15 protein-coding genes and 2 pseudogenes are annotated in these 17,209 nt (G+C 38.3%); 3 read left to right on the forward strand and 14 right to left on the reverse strand.

Annotation, left to right across the window (positions count from 1 at the left end):
- The 8 genes and pseudogenes from LEUFL_RS08805 to LEUFL_RS0100215 form a co-directional block, all read right to left on the reverse strand.
- Positions 1-621, reverse strand: a 621-nt coding sequence (locus LEUFL_RS08805; RefSeq protein WP_010006677.1) for an anthranilate synthase component II, incomplete at its 3' end; no start/stop codon positions are given.
- Complete coding sequence (gene trpE / locus LEUFL_RS0100185; RefSeq protein ID WP_010006679.1) at positions 605-2,014, reverse strand: anthranilate synthase component I; 1,410 nt, start codon at positions 2,012-2,014, stop codon at positions 605-607. The genes trpE and LEUFL_RS08805, both read right to left, overlap by 17 nt.
- The gene (trpA, locus tag LEUFL_RS0100190; RefSeq protein WP_029508564.1) at positions 2,007-2,777 is read right to left on the reverse strand and encodes a tryptophan synthase subunit alpha; all 771 of its coding nucleotides are present in this window, start codon (positions 2,775-2,777) and stop codon (positions 2,007-2,009) included. Before trpA ends, trpE begins: the two co-directional genes overlap by 8 nt.
- A gap of 11 nt (positions 2,778-2,788) precedes the next feature.
- The gene (locus LEUFL_RS0100195) at positions 2,789-3,385 is read right to left on the reverse strand and encodes a phosphoribosylanthranilate isomerase (RefSeq protein WP_237697859.1); all 597 of its coding nucleotides are present in this window, start codon (positions 3,383-3,385) and stop codon (positions 2,789-2,791) included.
- Entirely contained in the window at positions 3,375-4,169 is a 795-nt protein-coding gene (trpC, locus tag LEUFL_RS0100200) for an indole-3-glycerol phosphate synthase TrpC (RefSeq protein WP_010006684.1), read from the reverse strand. The genes LEUFL_RS0100195 and trpC overlap by 11 nt, the downstream gene beginning before the upstream one ends.
- 2 nt (positions 4,170-4,171) lie before the next feature.
- Positions 4,172-5,185 (reverse strand): anthranilate phosphoribosyltransferase, encoded by a 1,014-nt coding sequence (gene trpD, locus LEUFL_RS0100205; RefSeq protein ID WP_010006686.1) that lies wholly within the window; start codon positions 5,183-5,185, stop codon positions 4,172-4,174.
- Positions 5,178-6,364: pseudogene (gene trpB, locus LEUFL_RS10700) on the reverse strand (tryptophan synthase subunit beta). The gene trpD and the pseudogene trpB overlap by 8 nt, the downstream one beginning before the upstream one ends.
- Positions 6,365-6,771: 407 nt before the next feature.
- Positions 6,772-9,567: a YhgE/Pip domain-containing protein gene (locus tag LEUFL_RS0100215; RefSeq protein ID WP_010006687.1), complete on the reverse strand. Its 2,796-nt coding sequence runs from the start codon at positions 9,565-9,567 to the stop codon at positions 6,772-6,774.
- Positions 9,568-9,727: 160 nt separating this feature from the next.
- Between LEUFL_RS0100215 and LEUFL_RS0100220 the strand changes: the two genes are divergently transcribed.
- Both LEUFL_RS0100220 and LEUFL_RS0100225 read left to right on the forward strand, forming a co-directional pair.
- Positions 9,728-10,348, forward strand: a complete 621-nt coding sequence (locus tag LEUFL_RS0100220; protein WP_010006688.1) for a TetR/AcrR family transcriptional regulator — start codon at positions 9,728-9,730, stop codon at positions 10,346-10,348.
- Between the two features lie 73 nt (positions 10,349-10,421).
- Positions 10,422-10,922 (forward strand): phosphatidylglycerophosphatase A family protein, encoded by a 501-nt coding sequence (locus LEUFL_RS0100225; protein ID WP_010006689.1) that lies wholly within the window; start codon positions 10,422-10,424, stop codon positions 10,920-10,922.
- Between the two features lie 38 nt (positions 10,923-10,960).
- Here LEUFL_RS0100225 and LEUFL_RS0100230 read toward each other — a convergent pair whose 3' ends face one another.
- From LEUFL_RS0100230 to LEUFL_RS0100260, 6 genes and pseudogenes are all read right to left on the reverse strand, one after another.
- Positions 10,961-11,905, reverse strand: a complete 945-nt coding sequence (locus LEUFL_RS0100230; protein ID WP_010006690.1) for a baeRF6 domain-containing protein — start codon at positions 11,903-11,905, stop codon at positions 10,961-10,963.
- 363 nt (positions 11,906-12,268) lie between these two features.
- A pseudogene (gene brnQ, locus LEUFL_RS10705) lies at positions 12,269-13,608 on the reverse strand (branched-chain amino acid transport system II carrier protein).
- Positions 13,609-13,908: 300 nt separating this feature from the next.
- On the reverse strand, positions 13,909-14,892 hold the full coding sequence (locus LEUFL_RS0100245) for a DUF4097 family beta strand repeat-containing protein (RefSeq protein WP_010006695.1): 984 nt from the start codon (positions 14,890-14,892) through the stop codon (positions 13,909-13,911).
- Between the two features lie 12 nt (positions 14,893-14,904).
- Positions 14,905-15,498, reverse strand: coding sequence for a DUF1700 domain-containing protein (locus tag LEUFL_RS0100250; protein ID WP_010006696.1), 594 nt, complete (start codon positions 15,496-15,498; stop codon positions 14,905-14,907).
- A 4-nt stretch (positions 15,499-15,502) separates the two neighbouring features.
- On the reverse strand, positions 15,503-15,811 hold the full coding sequence (locus LEUFL_RS0100255) for a PadR family transcriptional regulator (RefSeq protein WP_010006698.1): 309 nt from the start codon (positions 15,809-15,811) through the stop codon (positions 15,503-15,505).
- 116 nt (positions 15,812-15,927) lie between these two features.
- Entirely contained in the window at positions 15,928-16,476 is a 549-nt protein-coding gene (locus tag LEUFL_RS0100260) for a GNAT family N-acetyltransferase (protein ID WP_010006700.1), read from the reverse strand.
- A gap of 280 nt (positions 16,477-16,756) precedes the next feature.
- On the opposite strand from LEUFL_RS0100260, the gene LEUFL_RS0100265 reads away from it, so the two are divergent.
- Positions 16,757-17,209 carry a DUF3290 family protein gene (locus LEUFL_RS0100265; protein WP_010006701.1) on the forward strand — a complete coding sequence of 151 codons (453 nt, stop codon included), beginning with the start codon at positions 16,757-16,759 and terminating at the stop codon, positions 17,207-17,209.

The following is a 17,209-nucleotide window of genomic DNA, read 5'->3' on the forward strand; positions in this document are numbered from 1 at the left end:
TATATATATATATAATAATAATAATAATATNTTNTNTTNTTTTTTATTTTTAGCTGTTGTACGCATTAGGAAGTTTTTAATCATCACTTGGCCTTCTGGCGTCCCAATAGATTCCGGATGAAACTGCAACCCGTATAATGGTAATTCTTGATGTTGAATAGCCATAATCTCACCGTCATCATCCGCATGTGCCGTTACCTGTAATTCACTTGGTATTGTTGCCTCATCAATCGTTAATGAATGATATCGCATTACTGTAAAATCTTGCGATAAATCTGCAAACATGATATTCTCTGCGCTTTGACAAATAGACGATGTTTTACCATGCCGAACTGTTACTGCTTTAATAATCTGACTACCAAAAACCTCGGCCAAAGCTTGGTGTCCTAAGCAAATACCTAGCATTGGTTTTTCAGTCTTAAATCGTTGAATTAAAGCTTCCATTTCACCAGCTTCGCTTGGTTTACCAGGTCCTGGTGAAAAAATAATGCCATCGCTTTGTTGGGCTAAATCATATAAATCATCTGCGTCGTTACGTCGCACAATCACATCACTATAAGTCCCAACCAATTGTACTAAGTTATACGTGAAGGAATCATAATTATCAACTAATAGTATCATCGTTGCTTGTCCTCTCATCTAAGATTGCCGAATCAAACACATTTAATAATGCTTTTGCCTTTTGTAATGTTTCTTGATATTCGTTCGTTGGAACTGAATCATAAACAACACCGGCACCGGCCTGAACATGTGCATATCCTTTATGCACAACCATTGTTCTAATGGCAATAGCAAAATCAGCTTGATCATTTTGAGATAAGTAACCAACTGCACCAGCATAAACACCACGCTTCGTTGGTTCTAATTCATAAATACGTTGAATTGCTCGAATTTTAGGCGCACCAGACACTGTACCAGCTGGTAATGTTGCTTTTAAAGTATCTATAGCTGATTTCTGTGAATTTAAACGACCCATTACCTCACTAGCAAGATGCATGACATAACGGTAACGTTGAATTTTCATGAGACTTGTTACATTGACACTGCCGATTTCTGCCACACGACCTAAATCATTACGACCTAAATCAACTAACATTTTATGCTCGGCAATCTCTTTTTCGTCTGTCATCAGCTCATGTGCTAATCGCTCATCTTCTTGCTTCGTTGCACCTCGTCTTCTAGTACCCGCAATCGGATTTGTCGTAACATGACCATCACGTACTGCCACCAAACTTTCCGGAGATGCCCCAATGACTTGTGTCTGACCAAAATCCATAAAGTAAAGATAAGGTGACGGATTCGTAATGCGTAACTTCCGATAATAATCAAATGGTTCAAAATTGGCTTGACCACTTAGTCGTTGGGAAGGCACCATCTGAAACATATCCCCTTCAACAATGTATTGCTTTGCCTTTTTCACAACTGTTTCAAATTCATCCTGTGTGAAATTAGACTGATAATGAAAATCGCCTAGGTGAATGGGATGATGTTCGGATGATGTTGGTGTCCATAATTCATCAATCGTTTGCTGAAGTGCTGTTACCATATCGACTACCAAACGTTGAGAATAACTGTTCATTTCTACTATTGTAATTGTTTCTTTTTGGTGATCAAAAATAATAAAGGATTCATACAAGCAAAAATAAATATCTGGTAGGCCAAGGTCATCTTTCGGTACTTTACCAACCTGTTCATATAAACCAAACGTATCAAAACCAACGTACCCAATCGCACCACCTTGAAAAGGAAATCCAGGTATCACAACATCTTCAGTTACCACCTCATCTTGTAGTGCTTTGAGTGGATCTAATACTTGTCTTTTGGATCCGTTCACATAAAAATCATGACCATACGCTTTAATTGTTTTGACGGGATTACGGGCAATGATAGAATAACGTGCCTGCGCCTTTTCATTAGGGACAGACTCTAGCAAGAATTTATTTTGTCCAGACAATCTTAAATAAGCACTAATAACTGTTATAGTATCGGCATTAATCGTTTTCGTTTTATACATCGTGAAGCCCTGCCTTTAATGCTGTGGCGTACTCACGTAAATACTGTGGTGCTGACGTGCCATGTTGTGCAATGACGTCGACAACACCTGAACCAATAATAATACCATCTGCTAATGGTGCTAATTTTGCTACTTGTTCAGGCGTATGAATACCAAAACCAATAGCAATTGGTAAGTGAGTCACTCGACGAATTTGCTTGATTTCATCTTGTAATCTTTCGTTATTGAAGTCTGCGCGCTGACCGGTTGTTCCTAAGGAAGACACAACGTACAAGAAGCCACTCGCATTTTCAACTAACTTTGGTAAACGTGCCATTGAAGTTGGGGCAATGAGTTGAATCAAATCACGTTGATATTGATCAGCTGCCTTTTGTAAATCACCTTGTTCTTCCAAAGGTACATCAGGTACAATAATACCTTGAATCTCTGTTTGTGCCATTTCTTTGAAAAACGCATCATACCCAAACTTAAATACAGGGTTAATATATGTTAACAAAACAATTGGTACATTTGTCCTTTGACGCACTCGACGTAGCATTTCAAAAATTTTAACTGTCGTTGACCCCGCTTCAAAAGCACGCAAATCGCCTGCCATAATCACTGGACCATCAGCAACTGGATCACTAAATGGAATACCGACTTCCACTAAATCAGCACCACTTTCGGCCAATGCTACAATATTTTCAACTGTTGTATCAAAATCTGGGTCACCTGCAACAACGAATGTAATGAGTGCTTTTTGTTGCTGAAAGATATCGACTATTTTTTCTCCACTTACTTATCCTCATTTCTCGTTAATGCCACTAACTGTCGCATTAATTGTAGATTTTTCATACCATCTCGTTCGCTACCACTGGAAATATCGACAACGGTTGGCTGGACGATTTGTATTGCTTGCTGTATATTTTCTGTTGTTAATCCACCTGCTAAAATCAGTGGTCTTGTCCGCTTTTGAGGAATTGAGTACCAGTCTACTGTTTGGCCCCGACCACCATCAGCATGATCAACTAAAATATAATCCGCAGTACTTTTTTGCGTTAATTGTGTAATTGCTACAACATTAATCACAAGCATGCCCGCTTGTTTCAAAACTTGTACTTCATGTTCAGTTTCTTGCCCATGTAGCTGTGCACCTTGAATAATTCCCTGATGATATAACTTTAAAATCTCATCCATTGATTGATTTTGAAAAACACCAATCATCGGAATAGTGGGGTTTAATACTTGTCGCATTTTAAGAGCCTGTGTTGCATCGATACTCCGCCGGCGATTTGGTACAAAAATAACACCCATAAAGTCTGGCATGACGGTATTAATATAAGCCACATCTTCCATACGATAATTACCGCACAGCTTAATTTTAGTCATCATATGCTGCCTTGAAAGTTTTGATTTGCTGTGCTTTATCAGATGCACGCATTAAGGTTTCACCGATAAGAAAACCATTAACGCCAGCAACTGACATGTCATGTATTTCCTCAGCTGAACGAATACCACTTTCAGCAATTAACGCAATATGTTCAGGTATTGATTGACGCAATGCTAAAGTATGATGAATATTAACTGAAAAGTCCTTTAAATTACGGTTGTTCACACCAATAATTTGCGCACCAGCTTGAATAGCGCGTTGAATTTCTTCTTGATCATGTGTTTCAACAATGGCAACCATTCCTAATTCATGCGTCCGTTTCAAAAATTTAACCAGTTGTTCATCGGATAAAATCGCGACGATTAACAAGACAACTTGCGCACCGTTAACACGCGCCTCATCAATCATATACGCATCAACTGTAAAGTCTTTTCGTAAAATAGGCACATCCACTATTGCTCTAACATCGCGCAGAATATCCAGGCTACCTTTAAAATAGTCTGTTTCAGTTAGCACTGAAATCATGTCCACGCCACCTGTTTGATAATCTCGTGCAATATCTTCGTAATTAAACGTTGTCACAATCTGCCCTTTAGAAGGTGATGCTTGTTTGATTTCACCAATAATTGTAATTTCTGGTTGGTGCAACTTTTCCATGAATTGTTGTCCACGCAATGAGGTATCGATATTTTGGTTCGCTAAATGGTACATATCTTCTGGACTAATCAAACGTTGTCGTTGTGCCATATTGGTTAAGGTTACACTCACCAAATCATCTAAAATCATACCTAAACCTCCTGAGTTGCCTGAATAAACTGCGTTAACTGTTCAAAAGCACGGCCGTCATCAATTGTTTCTTGAGCCAATTGAATACCTGCTGAAATATCGTCAACATAGTTAGCAGCATATAGTGCACAACCAGCATTCAAAATAACAATTTGGCGCTTCGCATCTTGACAATTGCCATTTAGAATTTCACGTGTTATTCCGGCATTTTCGCTTGGTGTACCACCTTTTAAATCACTTAATGGTACTTTAGCAAAACCATAATCTTCGGGTACTAATGTCATCTCTGTTATTTGACCATCTTTTAGTTCAACAATATCGGTATCAGCGCTTAAACTTACTTCATCTAAACCATCTTGACCATGTACCAATAATGCATGTTGTACACCCAAGTTATGTAATACCCTTGCCAACGGAACTAACAAAGCCTTATCATACGCACCCAGCAGCATTGTTTGCGGATTAGCTGGATTGGTTAATGGACCCAAAATATTAAAAATCGTTTTAATACCTAAACTGTGACGAACTGGTGCCACATATTTCATCGCTTGGTGATAGGTTCTGGCATAAAGGAAGGCTTGATCTGTCTGATGAAGTAACTTTTCCACTTGCTCCGGTTGTAAATCAATCTTGGCCCCGAGTGCACTGAGAACGTCAGCAGCACCTGACTTTGAAGTAGCGGCGTTATTCCCATGCTTGGCTACTGGAACGCCAGCGGCAGTCACAACAAATGATGTCGTCGTTGAAATATTAAAGGTACCCGATTGATCACCACCAGTACCAACAATATCCATTACTGGTCGATGTGTTGTAATTGGCAAAGCATGTTGTCTCATGGCACGAGCAGATCCTGTAATTTCTGCAATGCTTTCGCCTTTTGTACTTAAAGCAGCTAAATAAGCAGCAATTTGAATATCCGATGTCTGTCCAGTCATCATTTCATCGATGACTGCTTGTGCCATTTTGCTATCTAAATCTTGGTTATTTGTAAGGAGTTCTAATGCGGTTTCAATCATGAATATCTACCCCACGGTAACGTGCAATTGCGGCTACATCTTTATCACCACGCCCTGAAACATTGACCATCAAAATTTGGTCCTTCGCCATTGTAGGTGCTAACTTAGCTGCATACGCTAAGGCGTGGCAACTTTCAATCGCCGCGATAATGCCTTCTGTTTTGGCAATCAGTTCAAATGCAGCTACAGCTTCCTCATCAGTAATTGGTACATATTCCGCACGGCCACGATCCATTAAAGCAACGTGTTCTGGGCCAATTCCTGGATAGTCCAGCCCCGCTGAAATACTATATACTGGTGTAATTTGTCCATCATCACTTTGCACAAAACGTGACTTCATACCGTGGAAAATACCAGTAGATCCTTTCGCCATTGTAGCAGCATGCAAAGCAGTATCGACACCTTTACCCGCTGCTTCAACACCAATCAAGCGAACTTCTGGATCATCAATGAAATGTGCAAAAGCACCAATTGCATTAGAGCCACCACCAACTGCAGCAATCACAGCATCAGGTAATCGTCCTGTCTCGCTCAATAATTGTTCACGCGCTTCGCGACTAATCACACTTTGGAAATGCTTAACCATTTCAGGAAATGGGTAGGGCCCTACTGCTGAACCAATCAAATAAAAAGTATCATCAATACGTTGGGTCCAATTCTGAAATGCTGCGTTGACCGCATCCTTTAATGTTCGTGTCCCCGTTTTTACGGCATTCACTTTGGCACCCAATAGTTCCATACGATAAACATTCAACTTTTGACGTTCTGTATCTTCCTCTCCCATAAAGATTTCAGCTTCCATACCGAACAACGCTGCAACTGTAGCTGTTGCAACACCATGCTGTCCAGCGCCAGTTTCTGCAATTAAACGTGTCTTGCCCATTTTTTTGCGAGCAATGCTTGACCCAAAACATTATTAATTTTGTGTGCACCCGTATGATTGAGATCTTCACGCTTCAAATAGATGTGTGCACCACCTAGTGTATTCGTTAAGTTTTGTGCATCATATAACATTGAGGGGCGACCCGCATAGTCGCGCAATAATGTTTCAAATTCTGCATTAAAATCTGGATCGTCGCGATACTTTTCATAAGCAGCACCTACTTCTTGAACAGCTGGAACTAATAATTCTGGAATATAACTGCCACCGTATTCGCCGTAATAACCTTTGGGTATCATCATTTATTTCTCCTAAGTATTTTTGTCCACAATAAAAACCGCCCAAAACTACCTCATGGATAGTTAAGGACGGTTTCCCGCGGTGCCACCTTAGTTTGAAAACAGCGTTCACAAAAGAACACAGTTTTCACTCCTCCACACACTTCTAACAAAGTGTTGACAACTGACGTATGTCGCACGTTCAGAAGTACTTGATTAGATACTAATCTTTCATCTGACCCTCAATGGTCCATTTGCCAATTTGCATTTCGGTTCAGCTCTCAGCCCCCTGAACTCTCTTTGCGCGCATCATTGGTTTGATCTCCATATCAACGGTTTGTTTCGGACGATTTACTTGTTGACATAACAATACAGTGAAATGATAAAAATGTCAAACTTTTAATGCAAATTAATATTAATTTTTTGTTTTATGAGGCTGATTCAAAAGAAACAGGCCGCAATTTTTTGTATTGTAATCTAAAGAATAACCACAGCAATAAGCTAAAGACAATAAATATGAGTAACAATATTTCAATATTAGGTGACATACCATTACCAATCATTAAGGTTTGCCGCAACCCATTAACAGCGTATGTTAATGGCAGATAAGGACTGATAGTTGTAAAAAATGAATTAGTCAGTTCTAGTGGATAGGTTCCACCTGAACCACCCAACTGTAGCACCATTAAAATCATCGCAAAGAAGGAGCCAATCTTACCAAATAAAACATTTAAACTTGTAACCAATGTCGTTAGAGCAAAGGAAATAGCAACTAACATCCAGTACGTATTGGTGTAACTCACAGCTTCCAAACCAACACATTTAACCATTAATATATACTCCAATGTTGCTTGTGCCCAGGCAAATGGATATAAAATCATCATTTTACTCAAAAACCATTGTCGCGCATTCTTTGGATACTGTTTTGGTGTATACATATCAAACATTAAGTTCAATGAAACGGCACCAACAAATAATGAAACAGACATCATATAAGGTGCCATTGCAGTCCCGTTATTCTTGACTGTATCGGTTTCAACATGTTTTGTTTTAGCAGGTTGCGCAATCTGTTGATCATTTTGATTACCATGATTGAGTTGTTGAACGGCATGACCTGCTCGACTTAATTTATCATGTAGCGTTTGATTGCCGTCATGTACCTTACCAACTGCTGTTGTTACTTTTTGAGCACCAGAAGCTAATTGCCCGGATCCTTGACTCAATTTATCAGCGCCAGTGGCTAATTTTGTAGCACCGGACGTCAGTTTTGGTCCATTATCAACCAATTGTCCTAATCCATTAGTCAATTGTTGGCTACCCGTTGTGAGCTGATGGACACCCGTAGACAGTGCAGGCAACTGATGATTGACTTGATTTAGACCAGTATTGACCTTAGCAGAGCCACTTTGAAGCTTAGCGCCCTTACTGTTCAACTGTTGTGTCCCTTGTGCCAAGGATTGACTACCATTAGACAAGGTACGAGCACCCTGTACTAACTCTGGCATCTTACCATCAAGGACAGCTAGACTACCAGCAATTCGTGTCGCCCCATTGTTTAAAGTTTCTGAGCGCTGGCTAAGTTGTGCTAAGCCCTGAGATAAATGATTCGCACCCACTGATAGTTGCGATACTTTGTCACTTAAACTACCTTGATTTTCTAAGGCCTGATAAATTCCGCCATATAATGTATTCGCATCATTAGCACTACCAAATTTAGCATTTAAATCTTTTATCGTCACTTTAACGGCGGTTGATGGTGTCGTATTTTCAGACTTATTCAGTTCGCTTGTGAGCACTGAAATTTGCTGCTTAGCATCCGCAATCGCAGCCTCTGTGCTCGTGCTTTGTTGTGTTGGCGCATTTTCATTGCTGCTTAAAGTAGATTTCAAAGCCGTAACTTGTTCTGCTGTTAGATGCTGTGTTTTAGCAACTTGGTCTATTTTTGATGCAATAGCCGCACTATCAGATTGCTTAGCTGGTTGTTGTGCTTGATTGCTCAAGGTTGTTAAATCATGGCTAATCGCTGTTAACGTTGTCGTTATGTTTGATGACGACTTTTGGCTTTGACTCGATTCATCTAATTGCTTTTCCAATTGTGAAAGGCCGTTTTGAAAATCTGATAGGTTTCGTGACAATGCGGCGCTTTGAGTTGAGGGTGTTTGATGATTAAGTGTTTGGTTGAGTTGTTCTAAAGCATCCGATAATTGCTTACTACTCTCGAAGGCCTTATTTGTACCACCTGTATAGCCTTGAACACCACTAACCAATTGACTTGCACCCGCATTCAATTGGTATACAGCCTGACCTAATTGACTGGTATTTTGAGAAAGTTGACCCATACCTTGATTTAATTTTTGTGCGCCTGAGTCGACACTAGATACACCATTAGTATAAGCAGCGATTCCGGTTGTTAATATATTAGATCCCTGACTAAGTTGTTGCATGCCTTGTGATAATTTGGGTACTTGCGTGTCCATCTTGCCAAGACCAGCTGATAAACGTTGACTCCCTTGTGATAATTTTTGCGTACCTACTGTATATTGACTCAATCCTTTTTCCAAAGTATTCGCACCATCTTTAAATACTAAGCTGCTACGTGATAGTTTATCAAGATTATGCGCAATTTGATCAGTCCCTGACTGAATACTTTTTGTCCCATTAGACAACTTACCGTTAGCTGTTGCTGCAGTACTCATACCCATTCCCATTTGTTGCATTTGATTCAATAATGTTTTGGCATATAATTTTGAGACATTGTCAGATATTTTTTGTGTTATTTTCTCGGCAGCGCTACCCGTCATTTTACTAGCAATAAAGCTATGTCCGGAACTTGTTTTGTAGGTTATCGTCATCTTCTGCGGGTGCTTATCCATCACGGTTGTAGCACTCTTTGACATATTATTTGGCATTTCTAATACCATATAATATTTACCGTTTTTCAAACCATCATCTGCTGCTTTTTGACTTGGAAATCTAAAATCCAAAGCACTAGAATCCTTCAAATTCTTTTCCAAATCATCGCCAATATTGATTGTTTTCCCATGATACTTGACAGCTTGATCATGATTAACCACAGCAACTGGCAAATTATCCACTTTCCCATATGTATCCCAAACAGAAACTAGAAATGTGACAGCATATATTGACGGAATAGCCAATATTGCAACTAAGACAATAATTAAAAATTTATTTTTCAAAAGATTTTTCCACTCAGAAAATAACATCTTATCTCCTTTTTATTCAACACGGTGTTCATTAAATATCTTTGACTATATTAATTAAAAAGTATAAGAATTACAATAAACAATTTTCGCGTTTATGTTGAATTAATCAACAACTTGTTGAATAATGTATTATGAAATCAAAAATTGAGGGGTTTTAAATTTGGAACACGCGAAGCAAGTTGAACAAACTAAAATTAAAATAAAAAAGGCCTTCATACAATTAATCCATGAAAAAGGGATGACTGCTCTAACTGTATCGGATATTACAAGGATCGCTGAAATTAACCGTGGTACTTTCTACACACACTATGTAGACAAATATGATTTATTATCGAGTATTGAAAATCATTTGTATCACAATATTCAGCAAGCCATGCATGAAGAGCTGACGGCCTATTCATCGTGGTCACATGATGAAATTCAAAATATTCTATCTTCACCATACAATGTTTTTATCCAAGCTTTAGGCTATATCGATAGTGAGCGTGAAACATTTCAAGCCATTTTATCTGATAATGGTGATCAAAATTTTATTAATCAAATTAAAACACTCATTGATCTTGAAATGACAGAAGGTCTGCATAAGCGGCATGGTGATTATTCTGATATTATGCCCCTCGATTACACAAAAGAAATTATTTTAAGCAGTCTCATCAATACCGTTACACATTGGTTGCGCAAACCCAATCCCGAAAGCCCTCAAATTGTTGCTGATATTCTACTCAAAAGCCGTTTCTTGTCACCACAACAGCTTTTAGTTTTTCCGGAAAGTAATCGATGAAACAACCGCGATTGATCGCCGGATATGTTAAGCTAAGATAAATTATTTATAATTAAGGGAGATTTTTAACAATATGTACAATTCAAATTTTCGCTATCCCGATAAAGCTGCCTATGAATACGTCACAGCCGCATTGGCTACCAAAGGTGTTACTTATCATGAGATTGCTAAAATTACTTATGACCTACAAAAACAATACTTACCAGACATTCCACTATCAGAATTTGAACAAGAAACCCAAAATGTTATGAAAAAACGCGAAGTACTTAGCAACGCTATGGTTGCCTTGGAACTCGATCGTTTGGCAACAGAAGGTTTGCTGAAACAGCCATTGCAAGATATCATTACAAATGATTCCTCGGTATTTGGCGTCGATGAAGGTTTAGCACTCAGTATTGCTAATATTTACGGTACGATTGGCGTAACCAACTATGGTTACACAGATAAAGTCAAGCATGGCATTATTAAGCAACTTGATGAAGATAAATCCGGTCATGTTAACACTTTCATTGATGACATCGTTGGTGCCCTCGCAACGGCCGTAGCTGCTAAAATTGCACATAAGTATGCATAAAAAAGAACCCTCTCGGGTTCTTTTTTATTAATTTTTTATTAATAGCGTAATATCGCAACAGCCGGAGATTGGCTCTGAATGGCCTGTAAAGCAACCACTTCAATGTCACCACCCTGCTGCCAAACAATATCACTAATTTTTTCTATAATGTCATCTTGTAATTGATCAACAATGGTAAATTGACCTTCTTGGTCAGCGGTGAAATACCCCTCAAAACGGCTATCAGGCGAAACATATAAAGTTCTAATTTGACCGTTTGTGGCTGGTTCAATCATTGTATCAATCCGATCTAATACTAATTGTTGTCCCACTGCCTTATCATATTGTGCTGTCAATGATTGCGTGCGAAGTGCTTGCCACTGTGTTTGAATAACAGATACTGCATCACGAACTTCGGCTAATGTTAGCTTTGCTGGTGACTTATCAATGCTTAGCGCCTCACTAATGCGTTGTGACTTACTAACTTCACGATAAACCGCTTGTTGGCGTGGCTCAGCGAACAAAACGACTGGTATATTTTGATCGATATCTTCATGTTGTTGTAAATATTTTGAAACAGCTCTAAAGAAGTTGGTTTGATCCACTTCACGCTCATCATCTGCACTACTGTGGCCATGGAATGTTGCACCATGATTACGACTACCGCCTGAAGGACTTGCATTAAAGTTAACCATTCTATCAGTCTTTTCACTTCCCAATGCCTTTGTAAGGGTTGTGGGTGCGTTATCTGGGAAGGCCATTTCTGTTATGATACCATCGCGCACTTTATAATAAGCGAATGTTTTATTCTGTAAAGCTAATATATCAACTGTTGGATACACTTGTTCATCCGCAACTAACGGTAAAATAGCCGGTAAATCAGAAACGTGAACTTGTTCAATTTCAATATGCTTTAAATCCACAACAACCAGTTTTTGACTATTAGTAAAGATACCAACAGACTGACCTAAGTGCTGATCCCAAAAAGTACTATCCGATAGCACCTCTTGAAATTCATCGTTAAATAACTGCCACTCTTTATCCGTAAACTGTTGCTTAAATTTTTTTCTGCTTGTTCAACCAACTGCTTAAAATGAAGTTTCTGCCACTCTAACCCTTTGGTTGCTTTACGAATTCGTAAATAAATCGAAATAAAAACCTCAGATTCATTGGTATTAAAAGCCTCAGACAATTGTTGCGTCAACGTGTTTTGCATAACAATACCCTCCTTGTCAGTTTCAACATCATATTATTCGATATATGCTTGCATCATGTGGATGCTTACCCTTAGTGTAACGTATGTCATACGTTTTACGCAAACGCTTACAATTACAATGACTACTCCGACAAAGTAGTATCACGTATGTCTATTTTTTAGCATTAAGCGTCTGAACACGATACACCGCATATCCTAACATGAGACCTACCATTCCGGGAACAACCCAGCCCATCCCCTGCGCCGCTAACGGCACAACCTGATGATAAGTTGTCACAATTTGAGATACCCACCCTACTACTGATACTGGTGAATTAGATAAAGCATCTAAACATGCAGGACCTATCACAAAAACCATCACCATTTGATAAACAATCGCTGATCGATTGAAAAATTTTGCTAGTAATGATAAAGCAATCAAAGAAAGTGCAAATGGATACATCAACATCAAGACCGGCACTGCCCAAGCAACAATGTTGGTTAATCCAGCATTTGCCGTGATAAACGATCCAGCAGCGATAACCCGCAACCAGTTCAAATAACTCACTTTCGGAAATGCTTTGTGCATATCTTGTGCAAATGATGCAAATAATCCCATAGCTGTTGTAAAAACAGCTAAAGTTACCACAACACCTGTGAATAAAGTACCAAAATTACCAGCGTAATGCCCAACAATCTGTGCAAAAGTATCGCCACCATTAGCCGAAACCTTAAAAGCACCTAAACTTGATGTCCCCAGCAATACGAGCGCTGTATAAAATGCAGCTTCAACGACAATGCTCAGCATACCAGCTTTAGCTACCATTTTAGGTACCTCATCATCATGATAACCTAGACCTTTAACAGCGTAAACGACGGTCACCGCTAATGCCAATAAAGCGATACCATCCATTGTATTATAGCCATCTAAAAATCCTTGAAATACCGCATTTTGTTGATAAGCTGTATTGACCGTTTGTTGCAAGTTACCCATCGGTACAAGTAATGCAATACACAAAATGCCAACTAATAAAATTAAGAATAGCGGATTAAGATATTTACCAATCCATGATACAAGATTAGATTGTTTCACACTCAGCACATATGCTAAGCCAAAAAACAGAGCAGAAAAATAAACATGCCACCGGTCTGAAGTGAACCCGGTAAAAACGGTGCCACACCCATTGAGAATGCTGTAGCAGCTGTCCGTGGTGTCCCAAAAAATGGACCAATCGTTAAATGTAGCATGACTAAAAATAATGTACCAAACCACGGTGCTACTGGTTTGGCAATATCATACACACCACGACTCCTTGTCACGCTGACTGCCAACATTGCCAAAAATGGCACCAATGTTCCAGTAACTAAAAATCCTAGGGTAGCTGGTAACCAATTCGCGCCGGCCAATTGACCGAGCTGTACTGGAAAAATTAAGTTTCCCGCACCAAAAAACATACCAAATATTAAAGAAGCGACTAAAATCGTCTTTCGCCAATGATGTTGTTGTGTCATATTCTCTCTTCTCCTTCAAATAACAAAAAACTCGATTAACTGTATGACTACAGCTAATCGAGTTACAAGTATCACTTATAAATTAATCAGTCAGCTGCGCATTATTGATGTGAATCATAATGCGCAACACTAAATATCAGCCCATTATGATTAGATAATAATAATGGCGCTGATAATCACTAATTCAGTTACGACGTTACTTGTGTACATTTGTTACCTTTTTCTTATTAAATAATAATTCAATTAAAACATTATCATAATATTTTGTCAATATATCTTAACATCTAACAAATAATATATTTATCGCTTAATTGCCACATCACCACTATCCGTGGTAATGACATATGATCCAGCCTTTCCTTTATGTGTGTAACTTGTTTGATCATCACCATGCTGATTAAACGCTGATAAGTCACCATCTAATGTTTTAGCAGTAACACTACTTGTACCAATAGAAGCCGAAATATCACCATCTTGTGTTGTGACGGCCAATCGATCAGTCAAGCGATTACCCAGTAAACTAATATCACCATCTGCTGTGTGTACTTCACCAGAATGAAGATCATTTTGATGCATACTCAAGTCGCCATCGCCAAGCTGAATTGTCAAACGATTATTAATTTGTGAATTTTGCATGGCTAAATCACCATCATCACTTTGAATCGTCGCCGTTGATGCGGTTACATCACTTAAATGGCCATCTACAATATCATTAAGCGTTAGATCATGCGTCACTTTTATATTTTTGAGATTGATATCAGCCACATGTTGAATGGCTATTTTATCCGATTGGATATCAGTTAGAAGAACATCACCGTTATTTTGCCCTGTGATTTGAATATCAGATAAATGCTGTGATTGTGGCAGAGTAATGGTGACTCCCCCTAGGCTATCCCAATTATTATAATGCCAAGAGAAACCACTGATATGGAATTCACCCTTGCTTTGATTTGCACCACTTGTCTGTTTATCAATAACTTTTAAATCATTTTTTGTGTGGTTAACCTCTGGTAATTCATGATAAGCCGTTGCTTTAACCGTAACCTTATCAACATCACCCTTAATAATTCGTACAGGTAGAGCCGTTGATACCTCAATATTTTTGACAGTGTCATAAGTATATGATTGTTGTAACATTTTTTCTTTTCGTGTTTTGCGATCAATCACTTTAAGGCCGTCATGCCAAGTAATCGTACTAGAAGCACCACCAAAAAGGAATCCAAACAAGGATAGCACAGCACCAATAATCATTAAACTCAATCCAATTTTAATACTTCGTTTCATGTTATTTCCTTCCTAATGCATATGCTTGCTATCGGTAAAACGACGATAAAGTGCTTTACTAAGTTGCGCTATTTTAGCGATTAGCCACTTCAGTAAACTCATCGTAACTGGTATGACGACTAACATAATACCTAAAATCAATAATCCACCGCCAATATAATATAATCCCGTCCAAATTGACTGTAACAAGATGCCAATACCGGCAATCACTAATACAAGACTTGTTATACCAAAAGTCGCAATAACCACAAACAAAGTGACGACTAATGCAAAGGCAACAGCAGCGCCTGTTACCAGAGCAATAAATACAGGTAAAGCTAATGGTGAAGCTAATAGTGCCAAGGCAATCCACCAAATTAACCTGATATTTGAGCGTGAATTTTTATTATCCGAATAATTAGTTGATGTCTCATCTGCCTTAATCGAATAGTCGGCTAAAATTTTCCGTGATAATTGTTTTGGTGTGCCTAATTCATCAATGCATTGTTGATATGTTGTCAAATCAGCATCCATCAAATATTCACGATAAAAATCCATCGCTTCATCTTTATCTGACGGCCGCAACTGATGCAATAGTTGCTCTAATTCAGCTAAATAATTCTCCATCTGCTTATCTCTCTTTCAATAGTGCGTCAATATTTGCTTGGAATATTACCCAATCCTGACGTATGCGTGTCAATTCATCACGACCCTGTGCGGTAATTTGATAGTAACGCCGATTTCGACCTTGATAAGGTTGGTCATAAGTTGTGACGAATTGATTATTTTTTAATCGCCTTAATACAGGATATAACGTGGACTCCGAAACAGAGATTGTTGCCTGTATTCTTTGTGTAAGCGCGTAACCATAATAGTCTTCTTGGTCTAATACGGCTAGAACACAGCCATCCAATAATTCTGAACTCATTTGAATTGCCATACTTATTTTCTCCAATACTATACGACATATAATATATGTTCAAAAATAGTATATTAATCTTTCATTATTTTGTCAATAAAAAATGGCAAGTCAACGACTTACCATTTTTAACGATATTAATTTGTGCTGGCAACTTTGATTTTAGCGCCGATAAGTTTTTCATACACATAGCTCACATCATTTGGATGGTAAAAGCCATGCATCTTACCAACTTCTTCAAACCCAACTTTTTTAATAAGATATTGCATTTTGTCATTGTCTTGATGCGTATCAATACGAATACTAGTTATTTCTGGATGGTGCTGCTCAATATAATTGAATAACGCTTCAAACAAACGCGAAGCATATCCCTTGCCCTTATGATGAGAATAAATTGCAACACGATGAATGCTCATGTATTGTGCTGTCGTGTCTGACCATTCACCGGTCATCGCATCATAAGCTTCATCAGGCGCTTTTATAATCGCTGCTGTTCCGACTGTTTCATGATCTTCACTATCAAAAATAAAGGCTTGTCCCTTAGCAATATCTTGATCAATAACTGACATCTTAGGATATTCAGTTTGCCATTGATCAATGCCTGCATCAGACAATTGCTGTTTACCGTCTAAGATAATATTAAAAATTAGTTGACGTTCTTTTTCTGTTGCTTGATGTAAATGCATAGTAACTGCCCCTTTATTTATAAGATTCGGGTCGTGCATCATAATCACAAATGCACCTTTACTATGCTAATATATTGCCTGTATTATATCAACCAGCCTTCAACACTGAAAATAGCTTGTATGAGAATGACGGTTAATGGCCTTTATATTTTTCTAATTTTCCAATTATTTTGTTTTCTAAAATCACACTAATATACATAAAATCTGAATGTTCGTAATCCTATCAAATTCGCTATAATAAATGCAATATGTTATTTTTTAAAACTGGAGAACATTCACAATGACATTCTATTCATATCATTATTTAATTAAGCAATCGACACAGTATACATTGATTCAGATGTCATTTTTAATTTTAATTATTGTGAGCGTAGGCATTAGTGCTTTGCTATGGTACCGACACCGCTCAGACCTAAAATATCGTGATTTATTTATTATCGGTATTCTCGCATTCATTTTACTCGTGGGTATGCAGATCAGCGAATGGCAAACGATGAAATCAACCTCATCCCAACAGAGTCAGACCACACAAATTTTAAAACGTGTAGCACATGATCAACATCAACCATTATCACGAGTCTGGACTAATACTCGTACTGCTACAAATGGGATGTTAGTCAAAATCGATACTAAATTTTATCAGGTTAATCTTTCAGATGATGGTCAATCCATTACACTGACACCAGCCATTACCATTAATCAAAAAATAGAATATATCAATGAGGTGAAATAA

It is taken from the genome of Leuconostoc fallax KCTC 3537 (assembly GCF_000165675.1).
In the GTDB taxonomy this organism is placed as follows: Bacteria; Bacillota; Bacilli; order Lactobacillales; family Lactobacillaceae; genus Leuconostoc_B; species Leuconostoc_B fallax.